Raw genomic sequence first — 23,000 nt, 5'->3', positions numbered from 1 at the left:
TCCTTCGACGGAGGGTGACGCCGACAACCCGCCTCAGGGTACCGGCGCGATCTTCTCTGCACTGCGGCTCTGGTGCGTCGTCGCCGGGTCGACTGTGACGAACTCCCCGCGGCGGTCGTCGTAGGCTGTGAGCTGGCCGCCGTACACGCACCCGGTGTCGAGCCCGATCGCGTGGTCGCGTTCCACCGGGCGCTCGTGGACGGTGTGCCCGAAGAACACGCGGTAGGGGCCGTCGTAGTCCTCGTACCAAAACGGACCGTCGTACCCCGACCCGTGTGGCGCACGCATCGTCAGGAGCTCCTCGGCCGCGTGTGTCGTCAGCGCGCGCTCGGGGTCGATGCCGCCGTGGACCACAATGGCGTCGTCGAACGAGACGACGATCGGTAACGACTCGAAGTACGCCCGGTCGCCGTGCCGAAGCCAGCTGGGATCTTTGTCGCCGCGGACGATCTTCTGTTCGTTGTTCCCGCGGACGCTCACCAGCCGGTCGTCGTCGCGGACCAGATCGATCACGCCAGGGCTGTCGGGGCCCTTCCGGACGAGGTCGCCGACGAAGACGACGAGGTCTTCGGGGCCCGGATCGAGGCTCGCGAGCAACGCTTCCAACGCGGACCGGCTTCCGTGGACGTCGCCGACGACGTAGATGTCACGGTATGCGGTGCTGTCGACTCGTTCGTGCCCCGGTTCGACGGCCGGGCTGAATGCAGGGGGTTCGATCATGGACGGATCGGTCGTGTCGCCGCGTCGCCCGCGGCTGACGTTCGTGCGTGCCGGTTCTTCCGGCACGGATTAATGGCTTGCTACTAGTGGACTATACCGGTACATAGTCACACCCCGGGGTCGGGGTGGACTCCGGAGGCGGCTGGTGGCCCCCGACGCGGTCCGACGCTGGCGTCCGTCACCCGTGGGGCTACCAGCGACCGACGGGGTGGCGACCCCGGACTGCACCCACAACCGACAGTATCAACTCCAACGACGCGCGAGAACGGGTATGGGAACGGTCACTTGGCGGCTGTTCGCGGACCTCGCCGAGGTCGCGGAGGGGCGGGAACACACTGTCTCCGTCGACCCCGACGGCACCGTCGGCGACGCCATCGACGCGTTGCTCGCGGAGTCAACGGGGCTGCGGGAGCGGATCTTCGACGGCGACACCATCGCCGACGACGTGAACCTGATGCGGAACGGGTCGCCGGCGGACCCGACAGAGTCGGTCGCCGACGGCGACGAACTCGCGATGTTCCCGCCCGTGACCGGCGGGCGGTAGAACGGGACCTCCCGGCCGACCCCACCGACGCCGACTACGACAGCCACTCGTCGGGCTTCGTGTCGTAGTCGACGTCGGACGCCTGGATCCGTTCTTCCAACTCGGGGTCGAGGTCGGACTCCGAAAAGGAGTCGCCGTCGTACCGGATCCGGACGCCGTGCTCGGTCGGCTCAGGCTCTCGATTGCGGCGCCGCGCCACCTCGACTTCGTGGTCGTCGTAGTCCTTCCGGATCGTCATCAGGTTCACCGGCCGCCCCCACAGGTCGTGGACCCGCTTTACGACGTCGCGAGCCTCGTTGATGTCGAGCATAATGCCGTTGTAGCGGTGGCCCAAGAGGAGTTCACCCCTGTTCTCGAAGTTGTCGTCGAACACGGCGATCGTGGGCTTGCCGAAGTTGGTGAACTGCAACAGCAGTTTCTTTTTCACGTCGTCGGGGTCGGTCGAGGCCACCCGGAAGTCGCCGGTCGACCGGGTGTACTCGTAGGTGAAGTAGTCGTTGTCCGTCACGAACTCCCGGGAGAGGAACGCGTCAACGAACGTCACGTCGTTGTGGCTCTCCCTGACCGCCCGCATCCGGTCCCACCCGGCGGTCCGGTCGACGTCCGCGATCGCGGCCTCGATGTCCGCGTACTTGTTATCGTCAAACATGTACCTGGACAGCTGTTCGAGCTCCGACCGCTGGATCCCCCGGAGGAACCCCCTGTTTTGCGGCTTCACCAGCGAGAAGTGGCGTTCGGCCAGCCCCTCGTATGTCAACACCTTCCACGGATACCGGTCGACGCCGACGGCGTCCGGCTCGGACAGCGCCCGGTCGAGCGTCTCCCAGTCGACCCGTGGGTCGTCGTCGGGCAGCGCAGTGAGGTCCTCTAGCGTGTCGCTGCGGATCGCGTCGATCTCGGGTGCGGGCTCCAGAAGCGACTGCACCCGGTCGAAATCGACCGTGTCGTGGAAGTTCCGCCAGGTGATCCCCTCGACACGGAGGAGCGTCTCGGCCACCGCCCGGCGGTTCTCGGTGTTCTCGACGTACTCCCACAGTTCCTTCCCGAGTTTGTAGGGGTTCATTCCCGGCGACCCCAACACCCGCGCTTGGTGGTCGGCGTAGGTGAGGAACTCGTCGGTGCCGGCGAAGCGTTCCTCGCCCATCATGAGCGACTCCCACAGGGCCGCCCACCCCTCGTTCATGACCTTCGTCATCTTCTGGGGCGCGAAGTAGTACGCTTCCCGTCGGAGGATATCGAGCACGTCCTTCTGCCACGACTCCATCTCGGCGGCTTCACCGGCGTCGTCGTCGTAGACCATCCCGTGCTCGCTGAGAAAGCCTAACACGTCCGTTCGCGGGCGGTCGAGATCCGCGGCCGCGGCCTCCGACTCCGCGAGCTGGTCGAGCCACTCGTCGTCGAAGACCTCGCCTTTCACGTCCGCCGAGAGGTCTATGCCGTCGAGCCGCTTGCGGAGGTCTGCCGGCTCGACCCGTTCGGTGTCGGGGTCGTCCGAGAGCGGCCGGTGCTGGTCGATGGTGTCCTCCAGACAGGTCACCGCGTCGACGAACCGCTCGACGTCCTCGCGGTCGATGTCGGCGTCGTCAATGTATCGTTGGATGGTCTCGGCGTGGCGCTCCAGCATCGCCGCGGCGTCGAGTTCGCGATCGCCCGAGAAGCGACTGAACCACTCGTTGTTCCGGAAGAAGTCGGCGTGACCTTCGACGTGGGTGATGACCGCCTTCTGGTCCGCCAGCGAGTTCGACTCCTGGAGGAACGCGTGGCTGGGGTCGTCGTTGTTGACGATCTCGAACGCCTTCCCCATCCCGAACTGGTCCTGCTTCCGCTGGCGGTCGTAGGTCATGCCCCACCGCCAGTGGGGGTACCGGTGCTGGAACCCGCCGTAGGCGATGAGCTGGTTCATTTCGTCGTGGTCGACCACCCAGTAGTTCACCGGGTACGGGTCGAGCCCGAGCTTCCGGGCGAGGGCGGCGGCCTCCGCCACCGGCTCCTCGAGCCGATCGGCCTCCGCGCGTGCTGTCCGCCTGAAACGTCGTAGTCGTTCGGTCATGGTCTGTGGTGTGGTGTGGTCACGGTCCCGGTGCGTCCGGCGTCGTCGCCCGCTCCGCGGACGGCGACCGGAGGATCTGGTAGATGGCGTCGGTCACATCATCGGGCGCGCCCACCGACGCGACGACCACGCCGTCGTCCCCGTCGAACGCGCGTTCGACCTCCTCGGCGTGGGTCGCGTTGATCGCGGTGCCCCCCGGCTGCGTCTCGACGTAGGCGTGTCGGTTGGCGTCGATCCCTTCCATCAGGGGGATCACGTTCTCTGTGGTGTCGTTCGAGGAGTTCTCGGAGTCGCCCGCGGCGAACACGTAGCGGTTCCACTCCGACCAGGGGTACGCCTCGTCCAGGATCTCCCCCGCGAGTTCGTACGCGCTGGAGATCCTGGTGCCGCCGCCCGAGCGGATCCCGAAGAACTCCTCGCGGTCGACCTCCCACGCGTCGGCGTCGTGGGCGATGTAGACGAACTCCGCGTTGTCGTATTTCCCCTGGAGATACCAGTCCAGCGGCGTGAACGTCCGCTCGACGAGTTCGCGTTTGGTCTCCCGCATCGACCCCGACACGTCGCGGATGTTGACAACAACCACGTTTCTCCGTTTTTCCTCCTCGATCTCGGGGTGGCGGTACCGCTCGTCGTCCCGGCGGAACGGGATCTGCTCGATCCCCTCCCGGCGGAGCCGCCGGGCCGCGCTGTCGCGGTCGACCTCCCGCTCCATCTCAGCGAACGACCTCCACCGGCTCCGCTCGTCGTCGGGGATGTCGTCCCACTCGGCGTCGATCCACGACAGCGACACGAGGATCCGCTTCTCGCGACACCATTGGTAGACCGACTTCGGCGTCTCGCCGGCGACTCTCATGGCCTCGCGGACGAACCCCTCGTCGAAGTCGGTTGCGAGCTTCCGCTTGAGCCCTTGTTTGAACAGCCGCTCGAAATCCAGTGTGGAGTTGGGGCCGGTGCGCGTGACGTCGGTGAAGTCGCCCTCGATCTCCTCTATGACCTCCTTGCCCTTGGGTTCGAGGTCCAACCCCAGCGCCTCGTCGAGTTCCTCGGCGAACTCCTCGGGATCCATCTCGTAGTGGCCGTGCTCGCCGCCTTCCTCGCCGGGTTCGCCCGCCTCGTCGCCGTCGTCGTCGGCCTCACCGGGTTCGGGCTCGCCGATCGGCTGGCCCACGTCGGGCGTGCCGCCCTGGCCCTGGCCGACGCCGCCGCGGTCGAGTTGATCGTAAGTGAACTCGGGCAGGTCGACCACCTTGATCGGGATCTCGATCCGGTCGGAATCGGACCCGCTGAGGTCGCCGTACTGAATGAACTCCTCCAGATCCTGGCGGCGCTCCTCGCCGACCTCCCGGAAGCGTTCGAGATCCTCTCTCAGTCCCATCGGTGACGCACCTCCCGCATCACCGCGCGGCTGGTGAGCTCCGCCGACGCGGGGGTGTACCCGCGATCGACGAGTTCGTCGATCGTCTGCGTCTTCAATCGCTCGGTCTCGGTGTTCTCCGGGGGGTCGTCCCACTGTGTTGGGTCGAAGTCCTCGTAGAGCCGCCGGACGTCGTCCCAGTCGTTGGTGTCAAGCACCGAGCGGATCACCGGGATCGCCGAGAGATCCACGTCGTCGACGGTGAACCCCTCGTCGCGGTTCCGCCACGCGTAGCGGTTCAACGCGGTGATGACCTTCTCCCGGCGGAACGTTTTCACCCTCTCGGTGGGTTGATTGCCCAGGTAGTCGTCGTCGTCGAACCGCCCGAGCTGTTCGGTCTCAAACAGCTTCACGAGCAGGGGGTCAGGGTCGACCGGCCCACGCGCGGTGTCAACCTTCTCGTCGCCGTCCCACGCGTACACGTGCTCAACGTACTCTCCGACCGTCTCCCGGTCGACCGACCGATCCGCCAGAAGCGCCGCCAACACGTCGGCTTCCTGTCTGTCGAGCGCGTGCTCTTTCGCGAGCGTCACCCGCTCTTCGTACTCCGCGCGCTCGGAACGGGAGAACACCGGCGCGTCCGGCAGCCCCTCGGCCATCGCGTCGAGCACATCGCCGGGAAGCACCACGCTGCCGACGTCAAGGTCGGGGTGCCACCGATCGGTCTCCTCGTGGAGCCGGTCCGCGATGATGTCGCGCGTGTACGTCACCGGGATCCCGTGGATCCCCTCGTCGACGCCCTCGAACCCGATGTCATCGATCGTGACCCGGGTGTCGCCCTCCTGGATGTGGCCGTGATCGAACAACAGCGCCTTGTCGAGGAGGTCGTAGCCAGCGGGCACGTCCTCGCCGTCGAGTCTGGTGAGCACGCTGTACATCGCGGCGGCCTCGACGGTGTGAGGCGCGAGCTCCCGGGTCCGAACCGTCCCGTCGCTCCCCCGGATGTCGGCCACGAGCGGCGCGCGGACCCGCCTGTCGAGTTCGTCCTCGCTCTCGATGTCCCAGACTGCGGTCTCGTCAGTGAGCTCCCGACGGATCAACTGCGCCTCCAAGGAGACGTTGGTGAGGTACCGGAACTCGTGTTTGTCGAGCCGGCGCTTCAGCGCCTTCAGCGGATCGCGGCCGTTTCTGTCGGCGTACTGGTCGAGTTCGGCGTCGAGGTCGGGGTTCGAGATGATCAGCAGTTGGGTGTCGACGTCCATACCGACCGCCTTGTCGAGTTTTACCCGGCCCTCGTCTGAGACGTTCAGGAGCTTCCGGAGCAGGTCGGCGTGCTGGGCGGCGTCCTCGACAACCGTGAGCAGCCCGTTGCCCTGCGAGAGCACCCCGTCGTAGCTGAACGCCTGGGGATTCTTCCGGCCGCGGGAGTCGAGTTCGCGCAACATTCCCGGCATCCACGACCCCACCAGCCGCTCTTTGGGCGTGCCGTCGTCCTCGGAGTGGAGAACGCCGATCCCCCGGCCGACATCGACGACGTAGTTTTTTACCCGGAGGTGCGAGGAGTCTGTGACCGCCGAGAACAGGTCGTGGGTGCCGTTTCGACGGTAGAGCTCCTCGAGGTGGTCGTACGCCTCCCGGGAGAAGGGATCGAGTTCCCCGCCCACCGTCACCGGGACGTGGTCGCCGGAGGCGTCGTTGAGTTCGGCCAGGAGTTCCTCGCGCACGTCGGCGGGGAACACCGACAGCGGGTGCGACTGGACCGGGCTCTCGTACCAGTCCGAGTCCCGGTCGCTCCCGGTTGTCTCCCCGCCGTAGGAGAGCCCGCGGGTGTCGTCGGCGGCGGTGACGTTCCACTCCACAGTGTAGCGCCGGCCCGCCTCAGTCGTCGAGTACGCCCGCAGCCCGTTGACCAGACACCGCTTGAGCTCTGACTTCCCCGTCGCCGTGGGACCGTCGAACCACAGGATCTTCTCCGATTTGCCGCGCTCGGCCGCGATAGTCCGGAGGTCGTTGACGAACCGGTTCAGGACCTCAGTGTTGCCGAGAACGGCGTGTTCGCCGTCGTTTTCGGGGTCGTCGAAGAACCGGTACCGCTCCCTGGTCTCGCCTTCCTCTAGGACCGTTCTCGTCCCCATCGACTCGATGGCGTCGAGGAGGTATTTCGAGGCGTGGGCCGCGATCGACGGCCGTTCGAACACCCTGTCGACGTACTCCGCGAGGCTCATCGGCTCCTCGTAGGTGCCGCGGAGGTGGTCGTCGGCGGCGTCGACGTACTCGCGGGCCGGGTTCGACGCGGGGCTGGAAGTCATCGCGTCATCACCCTTCCAGTTCGCTCTTTGCGACCTCGGCGCCCGCGAACTCGAGCACCTCCCGCGCGCCCTCCGGGGAGTAGCCCTGGTTCACCAAGGCGTCGATCCACGCGCTGCGTTCGTCGTCGTCGAGTTCGTTCGCACTCACCAGCGCCGAGAAATTGATGTTGTGCTTTTTGTCCTCCCAGAGCTTCCGTTCTAACGCCCGCCGCAGCCGGTCGTTGTCCTGCGGGTCGAAGGAGGTGCCGTCCCGAGCGCGTCTGGAGACCCAGTTTGACACCTCCTGACGGAAGTCGTTTTTCCGGTCCTCGGGGATCTCGAGTTTCTCCTCGACCGACCGGAGGAACGTCTCGTCCGGTTCCTGCTCGCGGCCGGTGAGTTCGTCCTCGACGGTGTCGTCGTCGATGTACGCCATAACGTGGTCCATGTACTTCTCACCCTGGCGCTGGATCTCCTCGAGATCGTACGCCAGGGCGTGGCGAACGTCCTCGATGGCGCGCTCTTTGTACTCCTCCCGAACGAGTTCGAGGTAGCGGTAGTACCGCTCGACGTTGTCCTCGGGGATCGACCCGTGGTTCTCGAGGTTGGCCTCGAAATGCGAAAACACCGACAGCGGCGAGAGGTACGACCGGCCGCGGTGCGTGGAGTCCATGATCGCCTCGGCGATCTCGTCGCCGATGAACCGCGCTGAGACGCCGTCCATCCCCTCGCCGATGTCCGCGGACTCCTCGCCGTTCTCCCGGAGTTTCCGGGCGTCGATGTCGTCGCTCTCGTCGATTTCTCCGTTATACGCCTTCGCCTTCTGAACCAGTGAGACTCCCCCGTCGGGGTCGGCGACCCGGGTGAGCACACCGAACAGCCCCGCCATCTCAAGCGCGTGCGGCTCGATGTGCATGTCCGGCACGTCGGCGTTCCGAAGCATCTTCCGGTAGATCTCGGCTTCCTCGTCGTACTCTAAGACGTACGGGAAGTCGATCCGCTTGGTGCGGTCGTTGAACGCCTCCATCTTCTCGTCGCCCTTTTTCTCCCTGTATTCGGGCATGTTCGTCCGGCCGACGATCACCTGATCGATGTCGATCCGGGGGTTATTCTTCGGTTTGATCGTCTGCTCCTGGGAGGCGTGCAGGAAATCATACAGGAACTCCCGCTGGAGTTTCAACAGCTCCTCACCGGAGAACAGCCCCCGGTTGGCGTTGCAGAACGCGCCGGCGTAGTCGAACGCACGGGGGTCCGACTCGCCGTAGATCGCCAGCTTCGAGTAGTTGACATCCCCGGTGAGTTCGGTTTCGTCTTGATTCTTCTTGTCCTTCGGCTCGAAGGTCTCGACGCACTGCCGTTTGTTCTCGGAGGCGACCAGCCGGATGACTTCGATGTGGTTCTCCAGGACGGCTTGCAGGTCGTCGTCGTAGTGCGCCAGAAGCGAATCGAGGTAGAACTCCGAGGCGGGGTCGAGCGTCTGGTCGTTCCGGATCGTGTAGGGGGCGTCCAAATCCTCGTTGAGCCGCTCGAGCACGCCGTCGCGTTGCTCTTGCGGCAGGAGTACCAACGGATCCTGGTTCATCGGGGAGACCACGGTGTCGTCCTCGGGGTCTTGGTCCCGGATGACGTCTCCGAGGTCGGTCCACCGGAACGTGTACATCCGCCCGGCGTCGGTCGCGGTGTAGTCCTCGAAGTACCGCCGCACCATCCAATCGAAATGCGACTTCCCCGACCCGACCGGACCCAAGAGGAGTTTGATCCGCTTTTGCGGGCCCAATCCCCGGGCGCCGGATTTCACCTTGTTGACGAACTCGTGGATCGACTCGTGGATCTCCCGTCCGTAGAAGGTGTTTTCGCCGTCGTGGAGCGGGTCCTCCGAGGCCATTCGGTACTCCACCACGCCGGCGTCCTCGTCGTAGTCGGTCCCGTAGTGGTCGAACATATCCGCGACGCGCTGGTGTGCGTTCCGGGTGGTCCGAGGGTCCTCGTAGACTGCGTCGAGATACCACTCGAAGGACTTCGCCTCCCGGAGGTCTTCGGGCACCGACTCCTTGTACTGCCGACTGAGTGATTCGAGGGTTGCTCTGTCACCGTTCATTGTTGTGGGTCTCGGGGAGCGACTCCCACTCCGTGGTGCGGTTTCCGCCTTGCCCCCACGCGAGTGGAGACCGAACGGGTCGACCGCGGCGCACAGTGCGACGGCGACGTGACGGCGTGGACCAACAGAACATCGAACCCCGGCGGACAGTGCGCGCGGACAGTCGCTCGATCCGATTGACCGAGACTGAAAGTGTGTGAGGGACACGCACACATAAGCCTTCTTGCGGTGACCGGCAACGCCCACCTCCGGACAGGTCGGGTCTGCCGGACCAGCGTCCCCCGCCCCGCGGCAACAACAGATTTGACACCTGGGCCCCAAAATGGACCCGTATGGCGTTCAGCCTTCCCACGACTGCCGGCGCCCTGATCGCGTTGGTTGCCGCCGGGACCGCCGCTCTGGTCGCATTGCGTGTGATGCCCGTGAACATCGTGCTCACAATGGTGGCCCCGTCGATGCTCGTCTTCGGCGCGGTCTGTGCCGCCATCGGGGTCAAACACGGCGAGTACCGCGCGGGGGTGTCGTAGCCCACGCTGCCGCCGGCGTAGCTATCCAGGTCTCGCTGCTCACGCTATTCGCCGTCCCGTTACTCCCCGAGGAACTGGAGCGTCTTCTCGTCGCGGTCGCCGCCGTAGTACCGCTCCAGCGCCGTCTCGAACGGGGCCGGGTCGTCTGCGACCGCCTCGAACAGCGTCATCGACGACCGGAACTTCCTGTCGTCGGGCGACCCGAACACCTCGGTCGCAGAGCGCGCGTCGATCCCGTTCGCCAGCTCCGTGCACTCCCGGAGCCGGGGGCCCAACACCGGGTGTCTCAGGTACGCGTCGGCCTCGCCGCGCGAGGCGACCGCGTACCGCCGGGCCATCCGGCTGCTGCCGAGTCCCTCGACCTGCGGGAAAATGAACCACATCCAGTGGCTGCGCTTCCGTTCCGCTCGCAGTTCGTCTTTCACTTGCGACATGACCGGCTCTTGGGCGTCGACAAACCGCCTGAGGTCGTACGGGTCGGTCGGATCATCCATCGCTCGCGTGTACTCCGACGCACCAGACGCTTCAGTGGTGCGATCCGCGGGACCACAGCGCGCCGGGTCCCACCCCGGATCCGGCGTCACTGCTTCTGTACCGCGTCCTCTAAGGTTTCGCTGCTCACGCTCGCGGCAACCTTCACGCCGATGAGGCTGACAACGATCCCCGCAACGATGAACGCCGCGAGCCGCTGTTGGGGCGTCACGGCGTAGCCGGCGATCTGTGGGTCGGCGAGCAGCGACTCCCGTTGGAGGAACCACCCGGTGAAGCCGCGGCCCACGAGTCCGAGCGCGATCACGCCGAACGGGAGGTTCAGATATGGGGTGCTCACGCCGTCGCTCCCGATGAGTTCGTCGAGCAGCCGGCCGGTGCTCGCGGTCAGCGCCGCCAACGCCAGCCACGGCACCGCGCTGTAAGCGAACTGCATCACGCTCACGATCGCCGACTCCGGCCCGACTTGTGGCGTGACTGCGAGCGCGCCCAAGAACGCGCCGACCAGCGCCAGCCCGAAGCTGACGGCGTAGGTCACTACCGACACCCGTCCGGAGTACAGCGCCGACCGCACGCGTTCGGGGACCTCGGAGAGAAGGTCGTCGACCGCCAGTCCCTTGTACAACAGCGCGGCACCCAAGAGCCCGGCGAGCCCGGCGAGTGCGACCGCGGTCGAAAACTGTGTCAGGAGCACGGGGAGCAAAAGCAGCGTCGCGCCGAGCGGCACCAATACCGTGCTCCGCAGCTCTTCGTCCGCGAGGAACTGCTTCAGGAGGTAGTAGGTCGACTCGATGTCGTGGGCCTGGCGCACGACCACCCGGTCGACGGAGTCGACGCGGACCCGGCTTTCGATCACCGGGATCACCCGCTCGTCGTTTGCGGAGTCGATAACGACAATCGCGGACTCGGGGTCGTGCTCCGCAACGAGGTCGTCAACCTGCGTCGACAGCGACCGGTCGGCGCCAACGAGGGAGTCGCCGCCGCCGGAGACCACCGCGAGCACCGGCTCCTCGCGGTCGTCCCGGAGGTCGCGGGCCACCCGGAGCGTCTCCAGCAGGCAGTTGACACGTGAGTCCTCGGGGTCGTCGAGGCCGACGTCCGTGACCAGCGACTGGACGGCCTCCCATCCCACGATGGGGCTCTTGAGCCCCGTGGTCCGGCCGATGTCGTCGGACCGGTCGACACAGAGGACCAGCGTCGTCACAGTCGACGTCACGGGACACGTCACTAAAGAATTCCCGGTCAACGGGATGTCACAACACGATCACAAAAAACCGACTCGTCTCGGTGTCGCTCAGTTCGAACTACAGAAGCCCCGTTTTCTGGAGCTTCATGAGATCCTCGGTGTCGAGGGTCTCGCCTTCCTTGAACTTCTGGTAGATCTCTTCGGCCTCTTCTTTTGCGGCCTCGCGCTCCTCCTCGCGCTCGTCCTTCCGTTCTTCCTCTTCCTGCTTGTCGAGTTCGCGGAGCCGCTTTTGGACGCGGACGAAGTCTTCGTGGTGGCGGTCGGCGGCCTCCTGGGCTTCCACGAACAGTTCGTGCATCTCGTCGGCCTCGTCGCGGATGTCGTCGGCCTCGCGGTAGGCCTCGATCATCTGGTTGTGGTGCTCCTGAGCCTCGTCGGCGAGCTCGGTGACCTTCTGGTGGTGTTTCGAGGCCTCCGAACGGACCTCCTCGGCCTCCTCGATGAGCGCTTCGAGTTCGCCGCTATCTTCGACTTTCTCCTTCTTTTCGCGGAGCTCGTCGCGTTTATCCTCGATCTTCTCGATGAGTTCGCGCTCGTCCTCGGTGGAGAGGACCTCGGTCTGTTGGCGGAACTCGAGCTGCTCGATCTCGTCTTCGAGCTCCTCGATGTTCTTGCCGTCGTCGAGCTCTAGGTCCTCTTTCATCTGCTCGACCTCGTCGAAGAGCTCGTTGGCCTCCGCGTTGAGCTCGTTTCGACTCTCCTTGTGTTCTTGGACCTGCTCGTTGAGCTCGTCGCGGTTCTCGCGGTGGTCTTGGGCCTCGTCGACCTTCTCGCGCGTCTTGGCGTTGAGGTCGTCTCGGGCCGACGCCCGCTCGGAGGCCATCTGGTTCAGGTCGTTTCGTCGATCTCGGAGCTGACCGGCGACCTTGATGAGCTGACCCTTAGAGCCGTTTTCGAGCTTGTCGTCGGTGAGATCGATGTTGTTCGATTCGCTTAATGCTTCTACGTCGTGGTTCTGAAGAACGTCCTGTTGCGTTACCATGCGTGATCAATCCTCGATACCATCACCGCTCCGGACCGTGGCGGCCGCTTGCCCAGTACTACCAACCGTGGATAAGAGTTCCCGATCATTCTGCGTGCTGTGCCGCCGGAACGCCGGAGGCGTTCTGGTACTCGTATTTTCGCGGCTACAGTATATAAATTTTCCGGATACCAGATCGGGTGGAAACGCCTCACACACCCTGAACGAGGGCGTGTGAGTGGCTGTCAGGGGATGCCGTACCCGCATATAAACCACCGGCGAGGCTGCGCGGTCGCGTGCAGTTACGCGACGACCGACCGGAGACTCGCCGGTGGGCGGCAGTCTTGCGGGGCGGGTGGGACCGGAGGTTCCGCCGGAAGCCGGCGCGGAGCGCCGGCGATGGAACGAGCGGGACATGGATGGACGCTTCGCCCTCTCGTGGTCACGAACGACGCGCGCGTCGTTCGCACGACACCGAGCGCATCGAGTCGAGACCGCGGGGGCTTCAGAAGTCCTCACCGTCGCGTTCACACCGACCTCGTACCCGAGCAAACAGTACCGACCGCGCCGCGCACACTCGGCGCCGGACCCCGACCGGCGGACGGAACCGTGTCGGATTTATGCGGGTGGCATCCACGGTCGTGTGTGCACGAAGTCGTCCACGCACGCGGCCACGAGCACGTTTCTGCCGCACACACGAGTACGTTCGAGGTGACGAGCGACGACTGGCTCACCCCCGCGGGCGACTGTATCCTCGCCGTCGACGCCGATCGGGTGCCCGCAGACTTCGACGACGCGTTCGTCGACGCGTGTCAGGATCCGGCGGCGACGGTCACCGCGACGCTCACCGCGACCACCGACGACGGGACCACCGTCACCGACACGATCACGGGGCGCGGCCACCCGGAACTCTCCTTCGAGAACGAGCGGAGCCACGTCGGGCGAACCAGCGAGTACGTGGACAACCGGACGGTGTGTGTCGGCGCTGACGCGGCGGCGGCAGACATAGACCGGGCGCTGGTTGACGCCTTGGCGGGCGGTGCCGACCTCCGGCTCGAGTTGACTGTCGGTTCCGAGGGCAAACACACCACATAGTTGACCGCATCCGGTTCCGACGCCCGGTGGTGCCGGCCTACGGCTCGGACGCGCGTGTGTCGGCGGTCGCCGCGTTGTCGCGGTCGCCCGACCCTCCCCCGATCGCCAACGCACCGACCCGCTCTCGGAGGCCATCGATCCGATCGTTCGCCCCGTTGAGGTACGTTCGGAGGTCATCGGTCGTCGTCGCACCCCGGTCGGTCGGCTCGATCAGTCCCTCCTCTTCCAGGACCCGCAGCGAGTACCGGACCTTGTGATCCGGGATCGAGAGCTCGTCGGCGAGCTGGACGATCCCGATCGGCTCGTTCCGGATCACCAGCCGAAGCACCCGCAGGTGTCGCTCCAGCATCTCGACCTCGTTTTCGATTCGTTCGATCACGTGTGTCCGGTTTCCGAGGAGGATATTCATACTGTCGGCTATAGTCGCGTGACGTATTTCGACACCCCGGGGTGTCGAAAATCTTCACGTAGTTATAGCCGACAGTATCAGGCTGTCGAACGGGCGGCGGACACGCCTCCGGGCGGTGTTCCGGAAGGGTGTTGGGCGTGGCCGGCCTCCCGACGGTATGGACGGAGCCAAAGAACGGATGCTGAACGGGGCGGTGTACGACCCCGACGACCCCGAACTCGTGGCCGACCGGGAGCGTGCGCGCGAACTCACCGACCAGTACACCCGGACGACGCCCGACGACTCCGACCGGCGACACCGCCTCCTGGAGGCTCTCCTCGGCGGTCTCGGCGACGGGTGTCACGTTGAGCCGCCGTTCCGGTGTGACTACGGGTACAACATCCACATCGGTGAGAACGCCTACATCAACTTCGACTGCGTCGTGTTGGACGCCTGCCGGGTGGAGATCGGCCGGGACTGCGACGTCGGACCGGGGGTCCACGTCTACACCGCTACCCACCCGCTCGACCCGGATGACCGGGCCGCGGGCGTGGAGTCCGGCGCCCCCGTCACCGTCGGCGACAACGTCTGGCTCGGCGGGCGGTCGGTGCTCAACCCCGGCGTGACGGTCGGCGACAACGCGGTCGTCGCGTCCGGGGCGGTCGTCACGTCGGACGTCCCCGACGACGTCGTCGTTGGCGGGACCCCCGCGACCGTGATCAAGGAACTCGATTCGGCCGAGTGACACCGGACCGGGGGTTTCTCCACGTCTTCTCCCTCCGACAGTCTCAAACCGCCGCCCTCGAAAAGGAAAGCGATGCTCGCTCCCGGCGATACCGCGCCAGAATTCGAGCTGTCCGACCACCGCGGCGACCCCGTGTCGCTGTCGTCGCACCGCGGCGACCACGTTGTCGTCTACTTCTACCCGCGGGCGGACACGCCCGGGTGCACAACCGAGGCGTGCGGCTTCCGCGACAGGTACGCAGCGTTCGAGGAGCACGACGTCGCGGTGCTCGGAATCAGCGACGACCCGGTCGACGACATCGCGTCGTTCGCGGCGGAGTACGACCTCCCGTTCCGGCTGCTGTCCGACGAGGACGGCACGGTTGCGGCGGCGTACGACTCCTACGGCGAAAAGAACATGTTCGGCAACACGTTCGACGGCGTGTTCCGTAACACCTACGTGATCGATCCGGACGGCGAGGTCGCGCTCGCCTACGAGGGCGTCTCGCCCGAGGGCCACGCCGAAACAATTCTCGAGGACCTCGACGGTCTCGGAGCCGACCCGGCGTAGGTGATCGGCCAGAGAGTCGCCGCGGCCAGTCCGCCCGTAGCAACTGTCGCGTCCCGTCACGGTCCGGCGGCTGTCGACTGGACTCCCCCGGTCGGGAGCGGTATATACCCTTCATAGCGAGTACTAACTCACGCCGGTGGAGACAGCTACGCGTATGGATTCGCGATGCAGCCCCGAACTGTCCCCGGCGTACGACACGCTGTGTGTCGGAATCGCGCTGTACGATCCGACGGACGGCTCGATCGTGGATACCAACGACCGCGCGGCGTCGATACTCGGCTACGACCACCCGACGCTCCGGTCGCTCGACGTCGACCGCTACACCGCCAACACCTACTCGTTCTCGGCGTCGGACTTCCGCGAACGGCTCCACGCGGCGTGGGAGGGTGACCCCCGAGAGTTCACCTGGCGGGTGAAACGCGGCGACGGGGAACTGGTGTGGGTCCGGATCCGGGTGTCGCCCCGGGCCGACGACACCCGGTGGGTCCGCGCGGAGATCCGGGACGTGACTGACCACCACGACGCGAAGCATCGTGCGGAGCTGTTCTGGCGTATCCTTCGGCACGACATCAGGAACAAGTCCGCGATACTCTCGGGGTACGCCGAGGAGATCGTGGGCGGCGACGATCCCGGGGAGATGCGTGCCGCCGCCGCCACCATCGCCGACGCCGCGACGGAACTCGGCAACGCCGCCGCCTCGGTCAGGCAGATCCAACAGGCAGTCACCGCCGACCCGGCCAACCGCAGGGTTCGTGACGCCGCGACGGCGGTCTCGGAGATCGCCGCCGACTGTCGGGGTGACTACCCGGACGCGGTGATCACGGTCACCGAACGCGACACCGTCGGGATCGCCGTCGACCGTGCGTTCCCGTACGCGCTACGGCACGCGATCGAGAACGCGATCGTCCACAACGACGCGTCGGTGCCGGCGGTCGAGGTCCGGATCGGTCGGTCGCCCAACACCGGGCGCGTGGAGATCAGTGTGCTCGACCGGAACCCGCCGATCGACGACGCCGAACTCGACGTGCTGTTCCGGCCGGAAGCCCGCACCAGCACCCTCCACGGGTCCGGCGTCGGCCTGTTCGTGATGCGGTGGTGCACCGAATCCCTGGGCGGGGAGATCGGGGTCGACCGCCGGACACCGCGGGGCAACGCGGTTCGGTTCTACCTTCCGCCGAAGCCGGCCCCAGACGACGGTGTTGATCCGGCGACCGAATCCTGACGGCGCAGAACAGCTCCCTAAAACAGGTCGGAAACGAGTGACGGCGGGTCGGACTTATTGGAACGTCCGGCCCATACCGGCCTCGGGCCCGCGGTCGGGTTCGCTGGCGTCGAACCGTTCTTCGATCCGCTCGTACTGGTCTCTGGTTTCGTCGGTCACGCTGGGGTTGACCTCCTCGAGCGCCTGCTCGAAGTGGTCCATCGTCACGCGGACGTTACCGACCGATTCGGCGACTTCTTCCTTCTGGACGCTGTCGATGAACTCCCGGCTGGCCGCCATCGACGCCTCGCGGCAGACCGCCTCGATGTCGGCGCCGACGTACCCCTCGGCTCTCGCTGCGAGGTCGTCGAGGTCGACGCCGTCTGCCAGCGGCTTGAACTCGGTGTGGACCCCGAAGATCGCCCGGCGGCTCTCTTCGTCGGGGACCGGGACGTGGACGTGGCGGTCCAGCCGCCCCGGCCGAAGCAGTGCGGAGTCGATCAGGTCCGGGCGGTTGGTGGTCGCGATCACGACCACGTCCTCTAACGTTTCGAGCCCGTCAAGTTCGGTCAGGAGCTGGGACACCACGCGCTCGGAGACGCCTGAGTCACCCGTGTTGCTCCCGCGCTCGGTGGCGATGGAGTCGATCTCGTCGAAGAACACCACCGTCGGGGCGTTCTCGCGGGCCTTCTTGAAGATCTCGCGGACCCCCTTCTCGGACTCCCCGACGTACTTATCGAGGAGTTCCGGCCCCTTCACCGAGATGAAGTTGGACTCGGCCTCGTTGGCGACGGCCTTCGCGAGCAGCGTCTTGCCGGTCCCCGGTGGACCGTACATGAGGACGCCCTTCGCGGACTGCATGTCCAGGGTCTCGAAGACCTCCGGATACTCCAACGGCCACTGGATGGTCTCCCGGAGCCGCTCTTTGGTGCCTTCGAGCCCGCCGACGTTCTCCCAGGTCACGTCGGGGACTTCCACGAAGACCTCACGCAGCGCCGAAGGCTCGATCCCCTTGATGGCCCCTTTGAAGTCCGGCTCGTTGACCGACAGCGACTCCAAGACCTCGGCGTCGATCTCGTCGGCCTCGAGGTCGAGTTCCGGGCGGATGCGCCGGAGCGCGTTCATAGCGGCCTCCTTTGCGAGGCTCGCGATGTCGGCGCCCACGAACCCGTGGGTGTTGTCGGCGTAGGCGTCGAGGTCGACGTCGTCGGTCAGCGGCATATTCCGCGTGTGGACCTGGAGGATCTCCTTGCGGCCTTCTCTATCCGGGACGCCGATTTCGATCTCGCGGTCGAACCGGCCGCCGCGGCGGAGCGCGGGGTCGATGGCGTCAACGCGGTTGGTTGCGCCGATCACGACCACCTCACCGCGCTCGTCGAGCCCGTCCATGAGCGAGAGGAGTTGGGCGACCACGCGGCGTTCGACGTCGCCGCCGGCTTCGCCGCGCTTGGGCGCGATAGAGTCGAGCTCGTCGACAAACACGATCGCCGGGGCGGCGTCCTCGGCCTCCTCGAAGATCTCACGGAGCTGCTCCTCCGATTCGCCGTAATACTTCGACATGATCTCCGGGCCGGAGATGGTGTGGAAGGAGGCGTCGATCTCGTTTGCGACCGCCTTCGCGATCAGCGTCTTGCCGGTCCCCGGCGGGCCGTGAAGCAGCACGCCTTTCGGCGGCTCGATACCGAGCCGCTGGAACAGCTCGGGGTGGCGCATAGGCAGCTCGATCATCTCCCGAACCTGTTCGAGTTCCCGATCCAGGCCGCCGATGTCCTCGTAGGTGACAGAGGGGGTGCCGTCGTCGGCGTCGCTGCCCGACTGGATCTCCTCGGCGGGCGTCTGGCTGATCGACACCTCGGTGGAGTCGGTGACGACAACGGTGCCGTCGGGGTCCGTCGAGGCGATCTTCAGCGGGATCGGCTGGTTCGACGAGCTCATGAACCCGAACCCGAAGGGAACCCGGACGTTCTGGCCCGCGGTCACGGGCTGGCCGGCGAGCTTGTCGCGGAGGTGGCCGCCGATGTTCCCGCTGATCCGGAGGTTCTGCGGGAGCGCGACCGACACCGACTTCGCGGGTTTGATATCTGCGGCCTCAACGTCGACCGTGTCGTCGATCCCGGCGTTGGCCTGTTGCCGAAGCCGGCCGTCGATCCGGACGACCCCGGTGCCGGTGTCCTCGGGGTAGCCGGGCCACACCCGCGCGATGGCGGTGCCGTTGCTGCCGTCGATCCGGATGTAGTCGCCGCCTTCCAGATCGAGTCCCTCGATCGCCTCGCGGTCGAGCGCGGCGAGCCCGCGGCCGGCGTCCTTCTGCTTGAGCGGCTTGACGGTGAGTCTCATCGGTCCACCTCGATCGTCACCACGCCGTTTCTGACCTCGGCGGTCGCGTCGCCGTCCGGGAGCTCGAACTCCGCCTCGGTGACCCCGCTGCCGGTGTCGGCCACGACGATTGCGGTCGTCCCGACGATGTCGATGTCGACGTCGACGTCGTTGGCCGACGCTCCGATGTCCGCTGCGAGAACCCAGCTGTCGTCGTAGTCGTACCGGCGGAGCATCCGCCCGTCGCTGCCGGCTTCTTGTCCAGTGTTCATTGGCATTCCTAACTCCACGTTAGTTCTATTACTATATAAACCCATCGCAAGCTAATCGCAAGACGGCGTCCGGTACCACCTTCGAGCGGTCGAATTGCGATTCGGTCGCCACCTCACTGGCTGCGAACACGCCCTGGGGAGCAGTGTCTAACGAGAGGAGAGTTCGGTGAGAACCGGAGGGAGACGGGCGTGGAAGCCCCCGCGGTCTCGATTCGGTGGGTTCGCTGTCGTTCGAACGACGCGCCTCGTCGCTCACAGGGTCGCTCCCGCGGTCGCTGCTCACGGGCGCTTCGCGCCCGTTTGCACGGCTTCGGCGGCGAAGCCACCGGGAGCGCGGAGCACTCCCGCGTCCACGGCGGCGCACCGCCGTGAACGCCTCACTGCTTGCGTCGCGCGTCTGCACCCGAACGCGTCGCGTTCCGGGTGGCTGACGAGAACTCTCCCGTCACCGTCGTCGAGAGCGCGGCCCCGTCCGGCCCCGACGGACGCTCGCGTCCATCGATGTCCCGCTCGTTCCATCGCCGACGCTCCGCGCCGGCTTCCAGCGGGACCTCGGGTCCCGCCCGACTCGCGGGACTCCCGCCCGAGGGCGGGTTTCCGGCCGGCAATCGCGTACCGACACACGACCTCCCGGGGAGGGTATCGGGGTTTATGCGGCCACTCCCCGAAGAACCGGTATGCAAACTGTCACACACCACGGCCGGACCACGGCCTACCGGACGTTCGACCGCGGGGGCGACGGACACAGGTTGCTTGCGGTCCACGGCAGCGGCGGCTCCCACCGCATCTGGACCGCCCAGTCGGCGGTGGCGACCGACCACCCGGTCGTTGCGCTCGATCTGAGCGGGCACGGCGAGAGCGATGACGTCTCGGCCGAGCCGGGGTACGAGACGCTGTCGGCGTACGTTGACGACGTCGTGGCGGTCGCTGAGGCCGCCGGCGGGGACGTCCTGCTCGGGAACTCCCTGGGCGGTGCGGTCGCCCTCACGGCGCTTGTTGAGCGCGACCTCGACGTCTCGGGCGCGGTGTTGGCCGGCGTGGGTCCCCGACTCCCCGTCCCGGAAGACCTCCTGGAGTGGGTCTCTGCGGACTTCCCGCGGGCCGTTGAGTTCCTCCACAGACCCGACCACCTCTTCCACGACGCCGACAAGGAGACCCTCAACGTTTCGCGCGCGGCGCTCCGGCAGACGGGGTCAGCCGTCCTCGATCGCGACCTCCAGACCGCCCACGGGGTCGACCTCAGGGGGCAACTCTCCGGTGTTGACGTCCCGGTGCTTGCGCTTGTCGGCGCATACGACCGGCTCACGCCGCCATACTACCACGAGGAGTTATGTGAAGAGCTCTCCGAGTGCGAGGTGACCGCGGTCGACGGCGCCGCCCACCTCGCGATGCTGGAGGTGCCCGCGGCGTTCAACCGCGAACTCTCCGGGTTTCTCTCGCGCGCCTGACGCACGCCGACCGGCACCGATTTGTGCTGTCCGACGAAGGCCGAGGCGTGCAACCGGTCGAGACGTCTGACCCCGATGGGGTCGACTACGGGTGGGTGATGCAGACCACGTTCGTGCTCACGATCGTCGTGGGCGCACCGATTGTCGCCCTGCTTTCGGTCCCGCGGACCCTCCCGACCTGGGGCGCTCGCGTGGAGTTCGCGATTCGGGTGGGCGCCGTGGTCTGGTTCCTGGTCGCGATCGGGGTGTTCGTCTACGCCCGATGGATCGACGCCGGCGATGGCGGCGAGGACCCCGACGCGGTCTCAAAAGAAGCCGACGGTGGATCCGACGCGTCCGCGGAGGAGTGAATCGGCGGCGACCGAGGACGGCTGGCGACCGTTGCGTGCGCGATTGCCGATCTGACATCCGCAGTCGGACGGGACTTCCGGAGTCAGCACTCCGATGGGTTCGGGAGCACCCGCGATAACCGGGCCGTACCCGTATTGCCGGAAGGACTTTGCCCCGAGTCGCCGACTCTCCGGTATGATCGACGAGACGATCGCGGAGATCCAGGAGATGCAGACACACAGTTCCTCGGTCGTCGCGGTCAAGGCGACGCGGGCGCTCTCGGAACTGCTCGACCGCGATCACGCCACCGTCGAGGAGTTCGAGCGCGACCTCGAGCGCAACGCCAGCGCGTTGAAGCGGGCGAACCCCTCCCACGCGTCGCTGTTCAACGCCATGCAGACCGTTCTTGTCAACGTCATCGACCGGAAAGACACCGCCGAGGAATCGAAGGCGCTGCTCGAGGAGGTCACAGATCGTGTCGTCGAGGACGTCCGCCAGGGCAAATCTCGCGCGGCCAGACGCGCCGCCCCGACGTTCGAGGACGGCGACGCCTTCCTCACGCACGACTTCTCCTCGACAGTGTTGGAGGCGGTTGAGGGGGCGGTCGACGACGGCGCCGACCTCACGGCGTACGTGACCGAAGCCCGGCCGCGGTACCTCGGTCGGAAGTGTGCGCGCCAACTCGCCGGGATCGATGGCGTCGAACCGCACCTGCTGGTTGACGGTGCGGCCGGATCGTTCCTCGCCGAGTGCGACCGGGTCGTGATCGGGATGGACTGCATCGTCGACGATACCCTCTACAACCGCGTGGGGACGTACCCGATTGTCGCTACCGCGGCCCACCTCGACGTCCCGGTGACGGTGGTGGGGTCAGCGGCGAAGATCGTCGACAGCGGGTTCGTCTTCGAAAACGAGATCCGGCCGCCGGGGGAGATCTCGCTGGAGCCGATTGAGGATGTCGTCATCGAGAACCCCGCCTACGACGCGACCCCTGTGGAACTAGCGGACGAGGTGATCACCGACAACGGCGTCCAGAGCGTCTGAGCGATCGGTTAGTCCGCCGGCGTGCCGGACCGCGGAGGCGAACCGGTAGTTGAATCCGCCAGCGCGTCCGTCGCCGGGTCGTCAGCGTCCGACACGCGAGGCGTCACTCGCCGACCACCGATCGGCGGAAAAAGTCGGCGAACCGTCCGCGGAGCGACGACCCATCGCCCAAGCGGAGGTAGTAGGCGTCCCCACCGTCCTCGTAGTAGCCGGTGATCCGCCGCTCGACGTCGAACCCGAGGTGTTCGTAGAACGACAGCGCCGACTCGTTGGTCGCGCGGGCGTGACACGAGACCGAGTCGTGATCCTGAAGCGCGGCGGCGACGAGGCGCTTGCCGTGGCCCTCGCTGCGGTGTTCGGGCGCAACGCCGAGAAAGAGGATGTAGCCGTCGCGGCGGACCGACGCGAACCCCACGAGGTCATCCTCCACGAAGAGGAGGTGGTCCCGTGCCCGGCGGTAGGCGTCGATAAAAAACGACCGGCGCTGCTTGAGTACCTCCTCTCTCTCCCGGATCCGTTCTTTCAGGTCCCACGCGTCCGACGCGTGCTCCGTGGATCCGAGATCATCCACCCGTGTCTCAACGTTGACGCTCACGCGGCGGTGTATGATCAGGATAGATATAATTCCACCGTCGTCACAACCCGGTGTGTTGCTTCCCCGTCCGATAAATAATTACTACAGATAGAGTAAATTTACGGAAGAGTTAAGCCTGATCGGCTCTTCCGTTCGTGTATGAGCTTAGAAACGATCGTTCTCGCCGCCGAAAGCGGGGACGAAGACGTAGCGGATCGACTCGCAGCCACGGCCGCGGACATCGCCGACCCATCGAACGCGAAAATCGTCCTGGCGCACGTGTTCGACGACGAGGAGTACGAGAACGCACGCAATCGGCTGAACTTCACCGACGACAGCGAGGTGACCCCGAGTGTCATCGCCGAGCGGAAGGCCGCCGTCCGTGACCTCGGTGAGACGCTCGCCACCTCCGACGTTGAGGTCACAACCTCCGGCCGGCTCAGCAACGGCGCGTCCCAGGGCCGGCGACTGGCCGAACTCGCCGACGAGGTTGACGCGGATATGGTCGTCCTCGGCGGCCGTGGCCGGTCGCCCGCCGGCAAGGCGCTTTTCGGGTCGACCGCCCAGGAAGTTATGCTCGAATCCTCCTGCCCGGTGACGTTCGTCCGCGCCGCGTAGAGCGGGGTTCGACCGACGCCCCCGTTTTTTGACAGCTGCTGGCGTGACTGCCACACTCTCTCCCCGAAGAGAGTGTACTCTCCCTGGAGTGCTTCTCACAACAATTAATACGAGATGGCTGGTACGCTCGGAGTAACGAACCG

Annotated in this window: 22 protein-coding genes; 10 read left to right on the top strand and 12 right to left on the bottom strand. The window is 66.2% G+C overall.

Translation table 11 applies throughout. The annotated features are described in order from the left end of the window. Positions 1-33: 33 nt before the first annotated feature. Positions 34-720 carry a metallophosphoesterase family protein gene (locus IEX72_RS07910; protein ID WP_188786891.1) on the bottom strand — a complete coding sequence of 229 codons (687 nt, stop codon included), beginning with the start codon at positions 718-720 and terminating at the stop codon, positions 34-36. 271 nt (positions 721-991) lie between these two features. Here IEX72_RS07910 and IEX72_RS07905 point away from each other — a divergent pair, with 271 nt between their 5' ends. Continuing rightward, positions 992-1,264: a ubiquitin-like small modifier protein 1 gene (locus IEX72_RS07905; RefSeq protein ID WP_188786839.1), complete on the top strand. Its 273-nt coding sequence runs from the start codon at positions 992-994 to the stop codon at positions 1,262-1,264. 34 nt (positions 1,265-1,298) lie between these two features. On the opposite strand, the gene IEX72_RS07900 is transcribed toward IEX72_RS07905, so the two are convergent. The 4 genes from IEX72_RS07900 to IEX72_RS07885 are packed head-to-tail and all read right to left on the bottom strand — an operon-like array spanning position 1,299 to position 9,054. Next, positions 1,299-3,314: a SpoVR family protein gene (locus IEX72_RS07900; protein WP_188786838.1), complete on the bottom strand. Its 2,016-nt coding sequence runs from the start codon at positions 3,312-3,314 to the stop codon at positions 1,299-1,301. A 19-nt stretch (positions 3,315-3,333) separates the two neighbouring features. Next, positions 3,334-4,689, bottom strand: coding sequence for a YeaH/YhbH family protein (locus IEX72_RS07895; protein ID WP_188786837.1), 1,356 nt, complete (start codon positions 4,687-4,689; stop codon positions 3,334-3,336). Next, the gene (locus tag IEX72_RS07890; protein WP_188786836.1) at positions 4,680-6,977 is read right to left on the bottom strand and encodes a PrkA family serine protein kinase; all 2,298 of its coding nucleotides are present in this window, start codon (positions 6,975-6,977) and stop codon (positions 4,680-4,682) included. Before IEX72_RS07890 ends, IEX72_RS07895 begins: the two co-directional genes overlap by 10 nt. Positions 6,978-6,984: 7 nt before the next feature. Next, positions 6,985-9,054 carry a PrkA family serine protein kinase gene (locus IEX72_RS07885; protein WP_188786835.1) on the bottom strand — a complete coding sequence of 690 codons (2,070 nt, stop codon included), beginning with the start codon at positions 9,052-9,054 and terminating at the stop codon, positions 6,985-6,987. A gap of 332 nt (positions 9,055-9,386) precedes the next feature. On the opposite strand from IEX72_RS07885, the gene IEX72_RS07880 reads away from it, so the two are divergent. Further along, complete coding sequence (locus tag IEX72_RS07880; protein WP_188786834.1) at positions 9,387-9,581, top strand: DUF7333 family protein; 195 nt, start codon at positions 9,387-9,389, stop codon at positions 9,579-9,581. Between the two features lie 59 nt (positions 9,582-9,640). Here the strand turns inward: IEX72_RS07880 and IEX72_RS07875 are convergent, their stop codons facing one another. From IEX72_RS07875 to IEX72_RS07865, 3 genes are all read right to left on the bottom strand, one after another. Further along, on the bottom strand, positions 9,641-10,075 hold the full coding sequence (locus IEX72_RS07875; RefSeq protein ID WP_188786833.1) for a DUF1810 domain-containing protein: 435 nt from the start codon (positions 10,073-10,075) through the stop codon (positions 9,641-9,643). A gap of 86 nt (positions 10,076-10,161) precedes the next feature. After that, positions 10,162-11,274 (bottom strand): DUF373 family protein, encoded by a 1,113-nt coding sequence (locus tag IEX72_RS07870; RefSeq protein ID WP_188786832.1) that lies wholly within the window; start codon positions 11,272-11,274, stop codon positions 10,162-10,164. Positions 11,275-11,374: 100 nt separating this feature from the next. After that, positions 11,375-12,298 carry a coiled-coil protein gene (locus IEX72_RS07865; RefSeq protein ID WP_188786831.1) on the bottom strand — a complete coding sequence of 308 codons (924 nt, stop codon included), beginning with the start codon at positions 12,296-12,298 and terminating at the stop codon, positions 11,375-11,377. 624 nt (positions 12,299-12,922) lie between these two features. On the opposite strand from IEX72_RS07865, the gene IEX72_RS15210 reads away from it, so the two are divergent. Then, positions 12,923-13,372: a DUF371 domain-containing protein gene (locus IEX72_RS15210; protein WP_229663784.1), complete on the top strand. Its 450-nt coding sequence runs from the start codon at positions 12,923-12,925 to the stop codon at positions 13,370-13,372. Between the two features lie 37 nt (positions 13,373-13,409). On the opposite strand, the gene IEX72_RS07855 is transcribed toward IEX72_RS15210, so the two are convergent. Continuing rightward, positions 13,410-13,751: a winged helix-turn-helix transcriptional regulator gene (locus IEX72_RS07855; RefSeq protein ID WP_188786890.1), complete on the bottom strand. Its 342-nt coding sequence runs from the start codon at positions 13,749-13,751 to the stop codon at positions 13,410-13,412. 187 nt (positions 13,752-13,938) lie between these two features. On the opposite strand from IEX72_RS07855, the gene IEX72_RS07850 reads away from it, so the two are divergent. The 3 genes from IEX72_RS07850 to IEX72_RS07840 all read left to right on the top strand — a co-directional run bounded on the left by IEX72_RS07850 (position 13,939) and on the right by IEX72_RS07840 (position 16,276). After that, positions 13,939-14,505 carry a sugar O-acetyltransferase gene (locus tag IEX72_RS07850; RefSeq protein ID WP_188786829.1) on the top strand — a complete coding sequence of 189 codons (567 nt, stop codon included), beginning with the start codon at positions 13,939-13,941 and terminating at the stop codon, positions 14,503-14,505. Between the two features lie 72 nt (positions 14,506-14,577). Continuing rightward, positions 14,578-15,054: a thioredoxin-dependent thiol peroxidase gene (gene bcp, locus IEX72_RS07845; protein WP_188786828.1), complete on the top strand. Its 477-nt coding sequence runs from the start codon at positions 14,578-14,580 to the stop codon at positions 15,052-15,054. Positions 15,055-15,208: 154 nt separating this feature from the next. Beyond that, positions 15,209-16,276 carry a PAS domain-containing sensor histidine kinase gene (locus IEX72_RS07840; RefSeq protein WP_188786827.1) on the top strand — a complete coding sequence of 356 codons (1,068 nt, stop codon included), beginning with the start codon at positions 15,209-15,211 and terminating at the stop codon, positions 16,274-16,276. 54 nt (positions 16,277-16,330) lie between these two features. On the opposite strand, the gene IEX72_RS07835 is transcribed toward IEX72_RS07840, so the two are convergent. Together IEX72_RS07835 and IEX72_RS07830 are read right to left on the bottom strand one after the other, a co-directional pair. After that, positions 16,331-18,592 carry a CDC48 family AAA ATPase gene (locus tag IEX72_RS07835; protein WP_188786826.1) on the bottom strand — a complete coding sequence of 754 codons (2,262 nt, stop codon included), beginning with the start codon at positions 18,590-18,592 and terminating at the stop codon, positions 16,331-16,333. Beyond that, on the bottom strand, positions 18,589-18,843 hold the full coding sequence (locus IEX72_RS07830; RefSeq protein WP_188786825.1) for a DUF7127 family protein: 255 nt from the start codon (positions 18,841-18,843) through the stop codon (positions 18,589-18,591). The genes IEX72_RS07835 and IEX72_RS07830 overlap by 4 nt, the downstream gene beginning before the upstream one ends. A gap of 677 nt (positions 18,844-19,520) precedes the next feature. On the opposite strand from IEX72_RS07830, the gene IEX72_RS07825 reads away from it, so the two are divergent. The 3 genes from IEX72_RS07825 (at position 19,521) to IEX72_RS07815 (ending at position 21,665) form a co-directional block, all read left to right on the top strand. After that, positions 19,521-20,291, top strand: a complete 771-nt coding sequence (locus IEX72_RS07825) for an alpha/beta fold hydrolase (RefSeq protein WP_188786824.1) — start codon at positions 19,521-19,523, stop codon at positions 20,289-20,291. A gap of 47 nt (positions 20,292-20,338) precedes the next feature. Beyond that, positions 20,339-20,641 (top strand): DUF5822 domain-containing protein, encoded by a 303-nt coding sequence (locus tag IEX72_RS07820; protein ID WP_188786823.1) that lies wholly within the window; start codon positions 20,339-20,341, stop codon positions 20,639-20,641. 175 nt (positions 20,642-20,816) lie between these two features. Continuing rightward, positions 20,817-21,665 carry a translation initiation factor eIF-2B gene (locus IEX72_RS07815; protein WP_188786822.1) on the top strand — a complete coding sequence of 283 codons (849 nt, stop codon included), beginning with the start codon at positions 20,817-20,819 and terminating at the stop codon, positions 21,663-21,665. 103 nt (positions 21,666-21,768) lie between these two features. Here the strand turns inward: IEX72_RS07815 and IEX72_RS07810 are convergent, their stop codons facing one another. Next, the gene (locus IEX72_RS07810) at positions 21,769-22,260 is read right to left on the bottom strand and encodes a GNAT family N-acetyltransferase (RefSeq protein WP_188786821.1); all 492 of its coding nucleotides are present in this window, start codon (positions 22,258-22,260) and stop codon (positions 21,769-21,771) included. A 138-nt stretch (positions 22,261-22,398) separates the two neighbouring features. Here IEX72_RS07810 and IEX72_RS07805 point away from each other — a divergent pair, with 138 nt between their 5' ends. Further along, the gene (locus IEX72_RS07805) at positions 22,399-22,857 is read left to right on the top strand and encodes a universal stress protein (RefSeq protein ID WP_188786820.1); all 459 of its coding nucleotides are present in this window, start codon (positions 22,399-22,401) and stop codon (positions 22,855-22,857) included. The last annotated feature ends 143 nt before the right edge of the window (positions 22,858-23,000 follow it).

Source organism: Halobellus salinus (assembly GCF_014646875.1).
Taxonomy (GTDB): Archaea; Halobacteriota; Halobacteria; order Halobacteriales; family Haloferacaceae; genus Haloquadratum; species Haloquadratum salinum.
The sequence above is the reverse complement of the archived record's forward strand: the minus strand, read 5'-3'. Positions and strand labels throughout refer to the sequence as shown.